Annotated in this window: 13 protein-coding genes; 7 read left to right on the top strand and 6 right to left on the bottom strand. The window is 71.5% G+C overall.

Going from position 1 to position 14,528, the window contains the following annotated elements; genetic code table 11:
- Positions 1-108: 108 nt before the first annotated feature.
- On the top strand, positions 109-1,257 hold the full coding sequence (locus ACZ7MG_RS07960) for a cystathionine gamma-synthase (RefSeq protein WP_471388082.1): 1,149 nt from the start codon (positions 109-111) through the stop codon (positions 1,255-1,257).
- A 61-nt stretch (positions 1,258-1,318) separates the two neighbouring features.
- Here the strand turns inward: ACZ7MG_RS07960 and ACZ7MG_RS07955 are convergent, their stop codons facing one another.
- The 3 genes from ACZ7MG_RS07955 to ACZ7MG_RS07945 form a co-directional block, all read right to left on the bottom strand.
- Positions 1,319-1,567, bottom strand: coding sequence for a hypothetical protein (locus ACZ7MG_RS07955; RefSeq protein ID WP_471388079.1), 249 nt, complete (start codon positions 1,565-1,567; stop codon positions 1,319-1,321).
- Complete coding sequence (locus ACZ7MG_RS07950; protein WP_471388076.1) at positions 1,564-2,058, bottom strand: sigma factor-like helix-turn-helix DNA-binding protein; 495 nt, start codon at positions 2,056-2,058, stop codon at positions 1,564-1,566. The genes ACZ7MG_RS07955 and ACZ7MG_RS07950 overlap by 4 nt, the downstream gene beginning before the upstream one ends.
- Before the next feature lie 120 nt (positions 2,059-2,178).
- Positions 2,179-2,673 (bottom strand): MarR family winged helix-turn-helix transcriptional regulator, encoded by a 495-nt coding sequence (locus ACZ7MG_RS07945; protein ID WP_193242052.1) that lies wholly within the window; start codon positions 2,671-2,673, stop codon positions 2,179-2,181.
- Between the two features lie 164 nt (positions 2,674-2,837).
- Between ACZ7MG_RS07945 and ilvA the strand changes: the two genes are divergently transcribed.
- From ilvA to ACZ7MG_RS07930, 3 genes are all read left to right on the top strand, one after another.
- The gene (gene ilvA / locus ACZ7MG_RS07940) at positions 2,838-4,067 is read left to right on the top strand and encodes a threonine ammonia-lyase (RefSeq protein WP_471388073.1); all 1,230 of its coding nucleotides are present in this window, start codon (positions 2,838-2,840) and stop codon (positions 4,065-4,067) included.
- Between the two features lie 169 nt (positions 4,068-4,236).
- Positions 4,237-5,253, top strand: coding sequence for an ATP-binding cassette domain-containing protein (locus tag ACZ7MG_RS07935; RefSeq protein WP_471388070.1), 1,017 nt, complete (start codon positions 4,237-4,239; stop codon positions 5,251-5,253).
- Entirely contained in the window at positions 5,250-6,095 is an 846-nt protein-coding gene (locus tag ACZ7MG_RS07930; RefSeq protein WP_471388067.1) for an ABC transporter permease, read from the top strand. Before ACZ7MG_RS07935 ends, ACZ7MG_RS07930 begins: the two co-directional genes overlap by 4 nt.
- A 111-nt stretch (positions 6,096-6,206) precedes the next feature.
- Here ACZ7MG_RS07930 and greA read toward each other — a convergent pair whose 3' ends face one another.
- Positions 6,207-6,707, bottom strand: a complete 501-nt coding sequence (greA, locus tag ACZ7MG_RS07925; protein WP_037694600.1) for a transcription elongation factor GreA — start codon at positions 6,705-6,707, stop codon at positions 6,207-6,209.
- A gap of 189 nt (positions 6,708-6,896) precedes the next feature.
- Positions 6,897-7,295, bottom strand: coding sequence for a DUF4307 domain-containing protein (locus tag ACZ7MG_RS07920; protein ID WP_471388063.1), 399 nt, complete (start codon positions 7,293-7,295; stop codon positions 6,897-6,899).
- 271 nt (positions 7,296-7,566) lie between these two features.
- Here ACZ7MG_RS07920 and mca point away from each other — a divergent pair, with 271 nt between their 5' ends.
- Positions 7,567-8,418, top strand: coding sequence for a mycothiol conjugate amidase Mca (gene mca, locus ACZ7MG_RS07915; RefSeq protein ID WP_471388313.1), 852 nt, complete (start codon positions 7,567-7,569; stop codon positions 8,416-8,418).
- Between the two features lie 21 nt (positions 8,419-8,439).
- The gene (locus ACZ7MG_RS07910; RefSeq protein WP_471388060.1) at positions 8,440-8,685 is read left to right on the top strand and encodes a hypothetical protein; all 246 of its coding nucleotides are present in this window, start codon (positions 8,440-8,442) and stop codon (positions 8,683-8,685) included.
- Positions 8,686-8,782: 97 nt separating this feature from the next.
- Here ACZ7MG_RS07910 and ACZ7MG_RS07905 read toward each other — a convergent pair whose 3' ends face one another.
- Positions 8,783-12,145 (bottom strand): tetratricopeptide repeat protein, encoded by a 3,363-nt coding sequence (locus ACZ7MG_RS07905; RefSeq protein ID WP_471388057.1) that lies wholly within the window; start codon positions 12,143-12,145, stop codon positions 8,783-8,785.
- 267 nt (positions 12,146-12,412) lie between these two features.
- Between ACZ7MG_RS07905 and ACZ7MG_RS07900 the strand changes: the two genes are divergently transcribed.
- Positions 12,413-14,461 carry a thioredoxin domain-containing protein gene (locus tag ACZ7MG_RS07900; protein ID WP_471388054.1) on the top strand — a complete coding sequence of 683 codons (2,049 nt, stop codon included), beginning with the start codon at positions 12,413-12,415 and terminating at the stop codon, positions 14,459-14,461.
- The last annotated feature ends 67 nt before the right edge of the window (positions 14,462-14,528 follow it).

The following is a 14,528-nucleotide window of genomic DNA, read 5'->3' as shown; positions in this document are numbered from 1 at the left end:
CCGCCGCGTGGGCGCGACCAGCCACGACGCACCCGCACCCGCCAAAGCACAGTTGCCCCCACCCCATGAGGCGCCCGGCCCACCACGCGGAGGGCATACGCTCGGTTCATGAGCGACAGCCACACGCACTTCGAGACCCTCGCGATCCACGCCGGCAACACCGCGGATCCCCTCACCGGCGCGGTCGTCCCGCCGATCTACCAGGTCTCGACCTACAAGCAGGACGGCGTAGGAGGCCTGCGCGGCGGCTACGAGTACAGCCGCAGCGCCAACCCCACCCGCACCGCGCTGGAGGAGAACCTCGCCGCCCTGGAGGGCGGCCGCCGCGGCCTCGCGTTCGCGTCCGGGCTCGCCGCCGAGGACTGCCTGCTGCGCACGCTGCTCAGCCCCGGCGACCACGTGGTCATCCCCAACGACGCGTACGGCGGCACGTTCCGCCTCTTCGCGAAGGTCGTCTCCCGGTGGGGCGTGGACTGGTCCGTGGCCGACACCTCCGACCCCACGGCCGTACGGGCCGCCCTCACCCCGAAGACGAAGGTCATCTGGGTGGAGACCCCCTCCAACCCGCTGCTCGGCATCACCGACATCCCGGCCGTCGCCCAGGTCGCCCGTGAGGCGGGCGCGAAGCTGGTCGTCGACAACACCTTCGCCACCCCCTACCTCCAGCAGCCGCTCGCGCTCGGCGCGGACGTCGTCGTGCACTCGCTCACCAAGTACATGGGCGGCCACTCCGACGTCGTCGGCGGCGCCCTGATCGTCGGCGACCAGGAACTGGGCGAGGAACTGGCGTACCACCAGAACGCGATGGGCGCGGTCGCCGGGCCCTTCGACTCCTGGCTGGTGCTGCGCGGCACCAAGACGCTCGCCGTCCGCATGGACCGGCACAGCGAGAACGCCACCAAGGTCGCCGACATGCTGACCCGCCACGCGCGCGTGGCGAGCGTGCTCTACCCGGGGCTGCCCGAGCACCCCGGGCACGAGGTCGCCGCCAAGCAGATGAAGGCGTTCGGCGGCATGGTGTCGTTCCGGGTCACCGGCGGCGAGGAGGCGGCCGTCGCGGTCTGCGACCGGGCCAAGGTGTTCACCCTCGGCGAGTCCCTGGGCGGCGTCGAGTCCCTGATCGAGCACCCGGGCCGGATGACGCACGCCTCGGCCGCCGGTTCGGCCCTGGAGGTCCCCGCCGACCTCGTCCGCCTCTCCGTGGGCATCGAGAACGTCGACGACCTCCTGGAGGACCTCCAGCAGGCCCTGGGCTAGGCACGAGAGGCCCAAGGGCCACCACGAGCCGGACCGCCGCCTGGGCCCCGGCCCCGGGCGCTCACCAGCCCGTCACCTGGGGGGTCGTCGTCGACGGCGGCTCCACCCAGGGGCGGGCGGTCAGCGCCCACACGAAGAACGCGACCACGGCGGCCGTCAGCACCAGCCACATCACGTGCCGGGCCGCCGTCCGGCGCCGCAGCACGCGCCCGCCACGCCGTACCGCCGCCGCACACAGGTCGGGCGGCACCGGCATCCGCCCGCGCTCCAGGATCTGCCGTACGGCCGCCTCGCGGTCCCGCAGACTCATGACGGCGCCACCTCCACCACCTTCTTCCCGCGCGCGCCTGCGCGCGGTGGATGCAGAACGGTCGCCATCGCGCGCAGACAGATCGTCCGTACGCGCTCCACTGGCAGCCCGAGCAGCGCCGCCGTCTGCTCCTCGGCGACGCCCTCGTGGAGCCGCAGGACGAGGATCAGCCGCTCCTGGGGGCTGAGCACGCCCAGTACGCCCCCGCGCGCGTGGCCGAAGAGAGCGTGGTGGTGCCAGGCCTCGCGCGCGAAGCGGACGGCCAACTGCTGCCGGGTCCGGTCGTAGGGGTCCTCGCCCCGCAGCCGGTCCCAGCCGGCGTACGTGTGGGCGAGGGCGTGGGTCAGCAGCCGCCGCGCGCGCGGGTTGGCGTCCGCGGGCTCCGCCGTGAGCAGGGTGGCGGTCCGCAGCAGCCGTCCCGCCGCACCCGCGACGAACGCCTCGAACTCCCGGGCCCGGCGGGCGCCCGGGGCCACATGCCGATCTCGCACCACGCCCTCCCGTCCGACGCCGCCCCTGAGGGGAGCGGGCCCGGCCGGATCCGGCCTGGGCCGCCGCCCACGACGGGTCCCGGTCTCATATCAGGCCAGGAGCGGGGGTGCGGTCAAGGGTCAGGACGGCGACGGGGCCTCCGGCGCCGCCGCCATACGGGTCGAGAGCGCGGTGTTGAAGCGGGTGAGGAGGGAGCAGAACGCCTCGCGCTCCTCGGGGTCCCAGTCCTGGGTCAGTTCGGCCATCAGCTGACGCCTGGAGGAACGTACCTCCTCAAGGCGGGACAGCCCGCGCGGCGACAGCTGGAGCACCACGGCCCGGCCGTCCTCCGGGTGCGAGGTGCGCTTGACGAGTCCGGTGTCCACGAGCGGCGCCACCTGGCGGGTCACCGTCGAGGAGTCGATCCCCATGCTCGCGGCGAGCGCCTTGACGCCCATCGGGCCTTCGTTGTCGAGGCGGTTGAGCAGCAGGTACGCGGCACGGTCCATGGAGTTGCGCACCTGCCCGACGCCGCCGAGCCGGGTCTGTTCGGCACGGCGTGCGAACACCGCGACCTCGTGCTGCAGCGTGTCGAGAAGACCGTTGTCACCGACGGTCGTCATGTCCATCGACATTTCAGGTGTTGTGGGCATGGCCAAAGGCTCAATTCATGCGTGAGGCGCTGGGTTGGGGGACAGAGTACGCGGACCGGGCGTGGGGTGTACGGGCCCCGCTGAAACCGGGTCCCGGCCCTTGGTCACACCCGCGTTCGGCCCCTGTGAACTGCGAGACTGTGGTCATGAGCTACAGCACGGCTGACTCCTTTCCGCGCGTGACGATCGACGACGTGCGAGGCGCGCAGAAGATGCTTACGGGCGTTTCACGTGTCACCGCCATGGAGGGCAGCAGGCATCTGTCGCAACTCGTCGGCGCCCCGGTGCACCTCAAGTGCGAGAACCTGCAGCGGACCGGCTCGTTCAAGCTGCGCGGCGCGTACGTCCGGATCGCGGGCCTGCTGCCCGAGGAGCGCGCCGCCGGTGTGGTCGCCGCGAGCGCCGGAAACCACGCCCAGGGCGTCGCCCTCGCCTCCTCGCTGCTCGGGGTGCGCTCCACGGTCTTCATGCCGAAGGGCGCCCCGCTGCCGAAGATCAGCGCGACCGAGGAGTACGGCGCCGAGGTGCGGCTGCATGGCACGGTGGTCGACGAGACGCTGGCCGCCGCCCGGGAGCACGCGGAGGAGACGGGCGCGGTCTTCATCCACCCGTTCGACCACCATGACGTCATCGCCGGTCAGGGCACGGTCGGCCTGGAGATCCTGGAGCAGTGCCCCGAGGTGCGCACGATCGTCGTCGGGATCGGCGGCGGCGGGCTCGCGGCCGGTATCGCGGTCGCGGTGAAGGCGCTGCGGCCGGACGTGAAGGTCGTCGGAGTCCAGGCCGAGGGCGCCGCCGCGTACCCGCCGTCCCTGGCCGCAGGGGTGCCCGTGGCCGTGGAGAATCCGGCGACGATGGCCGACGGCATCAAGGTCGGACGGCCCGGCGACGTACCGTTCGGGATCGTCGCCGACCTGGTGGACGAGGTCCGTACGGTCTCGGAGTACAACCTCTCCAGCGCCCTGCTGCTCTGCCTGGAGCGGGCCAAGCTGGTTGTGGAACCGGCCGGTGCCAGCCCCGTCGCGGCCCTGCTGCGGGATCCGGGGTCCTTCGAGGGCCCGGTCGTCGCGGTGCTCTCCGGCGGCAACGTCGACCCGCTCCTCATGCAGCGCATCCTGCGGCACGGCATGGCCGCGGGAGGCCGCTACCTGCAGGTACGCCTCCGCCTCACCGACCGCCCCGGCGCCCTCGCCACACTTCTGGGAGTGTTGTCAGTGGTCGACGCTAATGTCCTGGATGTGAGTCACGTACGGACCGACCCCCGGCTCGGGCTCACGGAGGTGGAGGTCGAGCTGCACCTGGAGACGAGGGGCCCCAAGCACTGCGCCGAGGTCAACCACGCGCTCCGCGAGGCGGGTTACACCGTCATCGACTGAGGTCGGCTGAGGTCGGCGCCCCCTTCGGCAGTCGCTCGTCACTCGTTCGGGTAAGTCCATTGAGAGACGCGATACATCGCGTTATGGTGTGTCTCGTGTTCGCTGCGAAGACCCCGACACCACCATCCCAACACCGCTGTGAAGAACCCCAAAGACGTGGAGACATCACATGCCAGGCGCCATCCATGCCGAAGGTCTGGTGAAGACCTTCGGTGACGTAAGAGCCCTCGACGGCGTCGACCTCGACGTCCCCGAGGGCACCGTCCTGGGTCTGCTCGGGCCGAACGGCGCGGGCAAGACGACCACCGTCCGCTGCCTCACCACCCTGCTGCGGCCCGACAGCGGCCGGGCCGTGGTCGCCGGCATCGACGTGCTCAAGGACCCCGACGCCGTACGGCGCTCGGTCGGCCTCTCCGGCCAGTTCGCCGCGGTCGACGAGTATCTGACGGGCCGGGAGAACCTGCAGATGGTCGGCCAGCTCTACCAGATGCGGGCCAAGGCCGCGAAGGTGCGCGCGGGCGAGCTGCTGGAGCAGTTCCATCTCGCCGACGCCGCCGACCGGCCCGCCAAGACGTACTCCGGCGGAATGCGCCGCCGGCTCGACCTGGCCGCCGCCCTGGTGGTGTCGCCGCCGGTCATGTTCATGGACGAGCCCACCACCGGCCTCGACCCGCGCAACCGCCAGGAGCTGTGGGGGGTGATCAAGCAGCTGGTCTCCGGCGGTACGACCCTGCTGCTCACCACCCAGTACCTCGAAGAGGCCGACCACCTCGCGCACGACATCGCGGTGGTCGACCACGGCCGCGTCATCGCACGCGGCACCTCCGACCAGCTCAAGGCCCGCACCGGCGGCGAGCGCGTCGAGGTCGTCGTGCACGAGCGTGAGCGCATCCCGGACGCCGTCGAGGTGCTCACCGGCTTCGGCAAGGGCGAGACCACCGTCGAGGAGCACACCCGCAAGCTCACCGTGCCCGTGACCGGCGGTGCCAAGCTCCTCGCCGAGGTCATCCGCGAGCTGGACACCCGGGGCATAGAGATCGACGACATCGGCCTGCGCCGCCCCACCCTCGACGATGTGTTCCTCTCCCTCACGGGACACCTCGCCGAGGTGAAGGACGAGGCCGAGGAGACCGGCGCGGCCGGCGACGCCAAAGGGCGCGGCCGCAGAAAGGAGGGGGCGAGGTGAGTGCCGTCACCGGCGCCGCGCGCGTCGCACCGTCCGGCAATCCGATCACCCGGTCCGTCCGGGACTCGATGGTCGTCGCCAAGCGCAATCTGATCCGGATGTCCCGCATCCCGGAAATGGTCATCTTCGGGCTGATCCAGCCCATCATGTTCGTGGTGCTGTTCACCTATGTGTTCGGCGGTTCCATGAACATCGGCGGCACCACGAACCCCGACGTCTACACCGAGTTCCTGATGGCCGGCATCTTCGCGCAGACCGTCACCTTCGCCACCGCCGGTGCCGGAGCGGGCATCGCCGACGACATGCACAAGGGGCTCATCGACCGCTTCCGCTCGCTGCCCATGGCGCGCGGGGCCGTGCTCACCGGGCGGACGCTCGCGGACCTGGTCCAGACGGCCCTCACTCTCGCCGTGCTGGCCGTGGTCGCCCTGCTCGTCGGCTGGCGCACCCACACCAGCTTCGGCGAGGTGCTCGGCGCCTTCGGCCTGCTGCTCCTCCTCGGGTACGCCTTCACCTGGGTCGGCGCGCTCATCGGCCTCTCGGTCCGCACCCCCGAGGCGGCCACCTCCGGCGGGCTGATCTGGCTCTTCCCGGTCACCTTCATCTCGAACGCGTTCGTGGACTCCAGCCGGATGACGCCCTGGCTGCAGCATGTGGCCGACTGGAACCCGTTCAGCGCCACCGTCCAGGCCTGTCGCGAGCTGTTCGGCAACCCCGGGGTGTCACCGTCCGACGCCTGGCCCATGCAGCACCCGGTCTGGGCCTCACTGATCTACTCGGTCCTGATCATCGTCATATTCCGGACCCTGTCCGTGCGGAAGTACCGCTCGGCGGCGGGATGAGAGCCGGGTGGGCCGGGTGGGCCGGCTGAGCGGTGATCGGCCTCGGGCATGACCGTGGCCCCCGGCGCCGCAGGGGCGCCGGGGGCCACGGGACGAGCGACGGTGGTGCGCTCAGCTCTGGTAGGGCACGGCCTTGAGGATCTTCACCGAGGCGAACTTGCCGTTCGGCAGCTCGTACTGCGCGTCCTGGCCGACCTTCTTGCCGGTCACGCCCGAGCCCAGCGGGGACTGCGGCGAGTAGGTCTCGATGTCGGAGCTGGCGTACTCACGGGAGGCGAGGAGGAACGTCACGGTGTCGTCCTCGTCACCGTCGAAGGCGATCGTCACGACCATGCCGGGCGCCACCGCGCCGTCCGCGGACGCCGGCGCCTCGCCGACCTTCGCGTTCTCCAGGAGCTGGGTCAGCTGGCGTACACGGAGCTCCTGCTTGCCCTGCTCCTCCTTGGCCGCGTGGTACCCGCCGTTCTCGCGCAGGTCGCCCTCCTCGCGCGCGGCCGCGATCTTGGCGGCGATCTCCGTGCGCGCAGGACCAGACAGGTACTCCAGCTCGGCCCTGAGCTGGTTGTACGCCTCCTGGGTCAGCCAGGTGACGTTCTCACTGGTCTGGGTCACAGGTGCTCCTCGTAGGTACTGGGAATACAAAGCATCGCCCTACCCAGAAGAATGTTCCTTCACGAGTGGGCGAAACCACGAGCCTAACAATTCAGCGGCGGAAGGGGGAGGACATAAACCACAAGCGTTACGTCCATGCAGGTCAGCCCGGGCTGCCGGAGAGCCGGGGGCAGGCCGGGGGCCGGGGGCTCAGTTCGTGTGACAGCCGAGCAGTTCGGCGGTGGTGCCGCGCGAGGTGGTCTTCAGGGTGACGACCTCGTCGATGTCCGTGGTGTCGGCGGGGAAGCGGAAGTCGGCGCGGCCGACCTCGGCGCCGTCCTCGGCCTGGGAGCGCACGGTGCAGTAACCCTCGACCCCGGCGTCCTTGTCGCCCCTGAGGTGCACCTTGACCGAGTTCGCCGAGGTATCGAAGGTGTAGATCTCGACGCTGATCTTGTTCTCGGCCACGTAGTGGTAGGCGAACCAGCCGAGGAGGACGAGGAGGGCCGCGCCGAGGACGCTGCCGATGACCTTGAGCTTGCGGTCGGCGCGCTCGTCCGCGGAGGGGCCGTAGCGGCCCTCGGGAAGCCGCGTGCTCGCCGTGGTCATGGTCGTCCTCTCGGAGTCCTCATCGGGAAGGGGCCGGGAGCGTGCTCCCGCAGGGGCGTCCAGGTCCCGGAACGCGTCCGGTCCGGGAATATCCCGCCCCCCGATGCCGTCACTATAGAAGCCCCCCGCCCAGTGCCTGACGGCCGCCCCACACGGGTGTCCGTGCGGGACGGCAGTATGGACTCACCGGATCGCGCCGGGCCGAGTCACCGAAGTTCAGGCCGGGCGCCGAGTTACGAGGGAACGAGTCTTGACTGACCAGCTGCGACTGATGGCCGTGCACGCGCACCCCGACGACGAGTCGAGCAAGGGTGCGGCCACCATGGCGAAGTATGTGTCCGAGGGGGTGGACGTGCTGGTCGTGACCTGCACGGGCGGGGAGCGCGGCTCCATCCTCAATCCGAAACTGCAGGGCGACAAGTACATCGAGGAGCACATTCACGAGGTACGCAAGAAGGAGATGGACGAGGCCCGCGAGATCCTCGGCGTCGGGCAGGAGTGGCTCGGCTTCGTCGACTCCGGTCTCCCGGAGGGCGACCCCCTGCCGCCCCTTCCCGACGGCTGCTTCGCCCTGGAGGACGTCGACAAGGCGGCCGGGGAGCTGGTCCGGAAGATCCGCGCGTTCCGTCCCCAGGTGATCACCACCTACGACGAGAACGGCGGGTACCCGCACCCGGACCACATCATGACCCACAAGATCTCCATGGTGGCGTTCGAGGGCGCGACGGACACCGAGAAGTACCCCGAGTCCGAGTACGGCCCGGCGTACCAGCCGCAGAAGCTGTACTACAACCAGGGCTTCAACCGCGCCCGCACCGAGGCGCTGCACCACGCGCTGCTCACGCGCGGCATGGAGTCCCCGTACGGCGACTGGCTGAAGCGCTGGGACGAGTCCGAGCACAAGGACCGCACCCTCACCACGCACGTGCCCTGCGCCGACTTCTACGAGATCCGTGACAAGGCTCTCATCGCCCACGCCACGCAGATCGACCCGGACGGCGGCTGGTTCCGCGTTCCGCTGGACCTGCAGAAGGAGGTCTGGCCCACCGAGGAGTACGAGCTCGCGAAGTCCCTCGTGGACACCTCGCTCCCCGAGGACGACCTCTTTGCGGGCATCCGTTAGCCCTGGGGGACAATGCCAGGCATGAGCGTAAGCCTGGCAGTCGCACACCTCGTCCCCCTCGCCAAGGAGGTGGACGAGGACAAGGTCACCCCCGGCGTCCTCGGTTTCATCGTCTTCGCGGTGATGGCCCTGGCCGTCTGGGGCCTGATGAAGTCCATGAACAAGCAGATGGGCAAGGTCGACTTCGAGGAGTCGCCCGACCCGGACGCCCCCGTCGGGGAGACGACGACGGACACGGCCGGGAAGACGACTCCGGCGAAGAGCTGACCGTCGCGACGACGGACGCGACGGGGCTCGACGGGGCTCGGCGGCATGACTCTGTGACACCACGTCGGTGTCACAGAGTCACGCGTCATGCCGTCGCTCAGCGCACCGGCACCCCCATCACCTCCCGTGCGCGGCGGTTCGGGACCATGCCGAGGGTCCAGGCTCGCCAGCCGGACTCCAGGTTGATGCCGCGTTCGAGGAGGAGTTCGTAGGCCTCGATGTACTCGGTGAGTTTCTCGTCGCGCAGGGGGTGGGCGGTGCGGGAGAGGTGGGCCAGGTCCTCCTGGGCGACGGCGGTGCCGATCTCGACGCCGCCGGGGGCCGCGTAGGGGAGCAGGGTGCACTTGAGGAAGCGGGCCCAGTCCTCGCCGCGGCGGTCGCCGTAGGACGTGAAGAGGCGGGTGGCCTCCTCGCAGAGGGCGAGGGCCTGCGGGGTGCGGGTGTTGCCGGCGTCCACGACCGCCAGTTCCAGGCAGGTCCAGGCCTCGCCGTGGGCGACGCCGATGCGCTGGAAGTCGGCGCGGGCGTCGACGAGGAGCTGGCGGGCGAAGCCGGAGTTGCGCAGCGAGCCGGTCTGCACGGCCCGCTGGTCGCGGGTGACGCGGGCCGAGTGGTGCCGGGCGCAGGCCAGGCCGTAGACGTCCCGCATCCGGGAGAACATCGTCCGGGAGCGTTCCAGCTCGCGGACCGCCTGGTCGAGGTTGCCGGTCTCCTCCAGCGCCTGGCCCAGGTAGTAGCCGGACCAGGCCTCGCCGCGGGCGTCCTCGTTGTCGCGGTGGCGGGAGACGGCCTGGCGCAGCCCGTCCACGGCGGCCGAGGGGTCACCGGCGACGAGCCGGGCGCGGGCCAGCTGGGTCATGGACCAGGCCTGGCCGCGGGCGTCGCGGGTACGGCCGAAGAGGTCCAGGGCGGTGCGCAGTTCCTCCTCCGCCTGCCGCACCTCGCCCATCCGCAGCAGGAGCTGGCCCAGCTGGAAGTAGGCCCAGCCCTCGCCGTGCAGGGACTCCTGCTGGCGGTGGATGACCAGGGCGCGGGTCAGCAGGTCCAGGGAGTCCGCCAGATGGGAGCGGTCGCGCTCCACCGCCGCGAGGGCGTGCATCGTCCACGCGCGGTCGGCCGCCAGCTCGGGGACCGACTGCATCTGCAGCGCCTCCAGGAGCTTCGTCGCCGCCTCCGTCAGATTGCCCTGGTGGTGCAGGGTGATGCCCAGGGAGCACAGCGCACGGGCGGCGCCCGCGTCGTGGTTGGTCTCCATGTAGAGGTCGACGACCGAGGCGAGGGTCGTGCGGGCCTTGTCCAGCTCGCCCAGCTGACGGGCCGCGATACCCGTACGCCACTGCACCGAGCGGGTCAGCAGGCCCTGGTCCACCGACTGGGCCAGCTCGCTGAGTTCACCGAGGCGGTAGAGGTCGCCGCGCAGCAGGCAGTAGTCGCACAGGGCGCCGAGCAGGCTCAGGACCGCCGCCTGGTTCACGCCCTCCGCGTGCCGGAGCGTGGAGGTGATGAAGCTGGTCTCGTCGTCCAGCCAGCGCAGTGCCTCCTCCAGCGACACGAAGCCGTGCTGGCCGAAGCGGTCCGAGCGGGTCGACATGTTGCCGTCGACCAGACGCAGCACGGAGTCGGCGAGATCGGCGTAGGTGACGATGAGGCGTTCCTGCGCGGCGGTGCGCTCGCTCGCCTGCTCCTCGTCGAGGAGGCGGGCGTGGGCGAAGGCCCGCACCAGGTCGTGCAGGCGGTAACGGTTGCCGTGGACATGGTCGATCAGGCCGGCGCGGGCGAGCGCGGTGAGATGGCGGGTCGCCTCCGTCTCGTCGGTGGCGAGGAGGGAGGCCGCGGCGGCGGCGCCCAGGGAGGCGCGGCCCGCCAGCGCGAGCCGGCGCAGCAGCCGGCGCGAGGGCTCCGACTGGTCGGTGTAGCGCAGCCACAGCGCCCGCTCGACCGGCTCGACCGGGCCGTACGCGCCCAGATCCGTGGCCAGTTGCCCCGGCGTACGCGGGCCCAGCGACGAACCGGCGACGCGCAGGGCGAGGGGCAGGCCGCCGCAGAGATGCCGGATCCGGGCGACGGACTCGGTGTCGTACGAGGCGGCGCCCCCTCTCGCGGATGCGCCGGCCGACGCGGCGGCCGACGTACCGACCGACGCCCCGGCCGACGAAGCCGTCTGCGCGCCCGCCGACGAAGCCGCCTGCGCGCCCGCCGACGCCCGCGCGGACGAGGCCCCCGCCGCGCCCGCCGCCCCTGCCTCCCCCGCCGACAGCACCGCGCCGTCCTGCGCCGCCGTGCTCAGCAGCTCGTGCGTGCCGTCGGCGTCGAGCGCCTCGACGGGGAGCTGGTGGACCCAGGCGGGCAGGTCGGCGGGGAGGGCGAGCGGGGCGCGGGCGGTGACCAGGACGAGGCTGTCGGAGCGTTCGGGGACGAGGGCGCGGACCTGGTCGGGGTCGGAGGCGTCGTCGAGGACGATCGTCACCGGCAGGGAGGTCAGATGCTGGTGGTACAGCTCGCTGAGCCGTTTGACCTGCTGGTCCTGGGAGGTGCGCTCACGGAAGAGAAGCTGGTCGCGGGGGGCGCCGAGACGATTCAGCAGATGCATCAGCGCGTCCCGGGTGGACAGCGGGGTCTCCTCCGGGCTGTCGGCGCGCAGATCGACGACACAGGCACCGCGGAAGTAGTCGCGCAGCTGATGGGTCGCGCGGACGGCGAGCGCGGTACGGCCCGAGCCGGGCGCGCCGTGCAGCACGACGACGGTCGGCCGGGTCTCGGTCTCCGCGCGGGCCGCCTGCACCCACTGGCGGATCTTGCCCATCTCCGTCCGCCGGTCCGCGAACCGGTCGTCGGTCTCCGGGAGTTGGGCGAACGACTGCTCCAGTACGTTCCGTCGGCGGGCCGCCGCGCTCTTGTCGGCGCCGCGTAGCTGGGGTGCCTTCTTCTTCGCCGTGGACGCGCTGAGTACGCGCTGCTGGTCGAGGAACGGCCGTATCCCGCGCACCTCCAGCGCCGTCAGCCACTGCAGCCGCAGTTGCTCGGGGCCGCCGGGCTGGCCCAGGGCACCGGCCCGGTGATGGTTCGCGGGGACGTGGGAGGCGGTCACCTTCAGGACCGTGGCGACGGCGCCGGCGATACCGACGATCACACCGGTGCTCACGGCGGTACCGGCGTCCACGCCGAACGAGAGGTCGGCGACGACCGCCGTACCGGCGGTGACGGCCGCGACCAGCAGGGGGGTGCCGGAGCCCTCCTTCGCGTAGCGCTGGCCGAAGGTGAGTCGGCCGGCCTCCGACTCGTCCAGTGCGCGGGTGTACGCCTCGTACTCCTCCGCGGCGTTCTGCGCCATCGTGTCGAGGGCGGCGCGGGCGCGGCCGAGCAGGACGACGCCGTCCGTGCGGCCGCCCGACCTGCGGACCTCGTCCTCGACCGCCCGCACCAACAGCCGTTCGGCGTCTCCCCGGTGGCTGTCCCGCATCACGATTCCCCCTGTCGCCGAAACGGTTGCCTCCGGCCAGTGTGCGGGGAGTAGTCCAACTAGGCGAGAGGGCCTGATCGGTGGTGGAGGTTCAGGTGCGGGGTTGCGCCGTGGGCATTGGGGTGGTTCGCTGACCGCGCATCCGTCGTGGCTGATCGCGCAGTTCCCCGCGCCCCTTGCAGGGGCGCGACCGGCACCGTAGCGCGAGAGGCGGACGCGGCCCTGTGGTGAGCCGTCGATCCCGGGTACTGGGGAATGATGGTGCCCATGGCGAATCGACTGGCCCACGAGACCTCCCCCTACCTCCTCCAGCACGCCGACAACCCGGTGGACTGGTGGCCCTGGTCGGCCGAGGCGTTCGAGGAGGCGCGGCGGCGTGGGGTGCCGGTGCTGCTGAGCGTGGGGTATTCGAGCTGCCACTGGTGTCACGTCATGGCCCACGAGTCCTTCGAGGACCAGGAGACCGCCGACTACCTCAACGCGCACTTCGTGAGTGTCAAGGTCGACCGGGAGGAGCGGCCGGACGTCGACGCGGTGTACATGGAGGCCGTGCAGGCGGCGACCGGGCAGGGCGGCTGGCCCATGACCGTGTTTCTGACGCCGGATCGCGAGCCCTTCTACTTCGGGACCTATTTCCCGCCCGCTCCCCGGCACGGCAGCCCCTCCTTCCGGCAGGTGCTGGAGGGTGTGCGGGCGGCCTGGGACGACCGGCGGGACGAGGTCGCCGAGGTCGCCGGGAAGATCGTGCGCGATCTGGCGGGGCGGGCGCTGACGTTCGGGGCCGTCGACGTGCCCGGGGAGGACGAGCTGGCGCAGGCGCTGCTGGGGCTCACCCGGGAGTACGACGCGGCGCGCGGCGGCTTCGGCCGGGCGCCCAAGTTCCCGCCCTCCATGGTGATCGAGTTCCTGTTGCGGCACGCGGCCCGCACCGGCTCGGAGGGCGCGCTGCAGATGGCCGGCGACACCTGTGAGCGGATGGCCCGCGGCGGTATCTACGACCAGCTCGGCGGCGGCTTCGCCCGGTACTCCGTCGACCGCGAGTGGGTCGTGCCCCACTTCGAGAAGATGCTGTACGACAACGCCCTGCTCTGCCGGGTCTACGCCCACCTCTGGCGCGCCACCGGCTCCGAGCTGGCCCGGCGCGTGGCGCTGGAGACCGCCGACTTCATGGTCCGTGAACTGCGCACGAACGAGGGCGGGTTCGCCTCCGCCTTGGACGCCGACAGTGATGACGGGAGCGGTTCCGGCAAGCATGTCGAGGGGGCCTATTACGTCTGGACGCCCGAGCAGCTGACCGAGGTGCTCGGGGAGGAGGACGCCCGGCTGGCCGCGCACTACTTCGGGGTGACCGAGGAGGGGACGTTCGAGGAGGGCGCGTCCGTGCTGCAACTGCCGCAGCACGAGGGCGTGTTCGACGCGGAGCGGATCGAGTCGGTCAAGGCGCGGCTGAGCGAGGCGCGTTCGCGGAGGCCCGCCCCCGGCCGCGACGACAAGGTGGTGGCCGCCTGGAACGGGCTGGCCGTCGCCGCGCTCGCCGAGACCGGCGCCTACTTCGACCGCCCCGACCTGGTGGACGCCGCCATCGCCGCCGCCGACCTCCTCGTACGGCTGCATCTGGACGAGAAGGCGCGGCTCGCGCGGACCAGCAAGGACGGGCAGGTGGGGGCCAACGCGGGGGTGCTGGAGGACTACGCGGACGTCGCCGAGGGGTTCCTGGCGCTGGCGTCGGTCACGGGGGAGGGGGTGTGGCTGGAGTTCGCCGGGTTCCTGCTCGACCATGTGCTCGCCCGGTTCGTCGACGAGGAGTCCGGGGCGCTCTACGACACGGCCGTGGACGCGGAGAAGCTGATCCGGCGGCCGCAGGACCCGACGGACAACGCCACGCCGTCCGGGTGGAGCGCCGCGGCCGGAGCGCTGCTGGGGTATGCCGCGCACACCGGATCCGAGCCCCATCGGACGGCCGCCGAGCGGGCGTTGGGCGTGGTGAAGGCCCTGGGACCGCGTGCGCCGAGGTTCATCGGGTGGGGGCTGGCCACGGCCGAGGCGCTGCTCGACGGGCCGCGTGAGGTGGCGGTCGTCGGGCCCGAGGGGGATCCGGGGACGAGGGAGCTGCACCGGGCGGCGCTGCTGGGGACCGCGCCGGGCGCCGTGGTGGCCGTCGGGACCGCGGACAGCGACGAGCTGCCGCTGCTGGCCGACCGTCCGCTCGTCGGCGGTGAACCGACCGCGTACGTCTGCCGTAATTTCACATGTGATGCTCCGACGACCGATGTCGACCGGTTGCGTTCGACCCTCGGAACGACTTCGTCCGGCTGAAAGCCGCCGGTCAGGGACCGGGGCAAGGGTGCACAAGTGATCGGAAACGGGCAGGTGTGCGGACACG

Source organism: Streptomyces sp. NPDC107538, assembly GCF_055657445.1.
The sequence above is the reverse complement of the archived record's forward strand: the minus strand, read 5'-3'. Positions and strand labels throughout refer to the sequence as shown.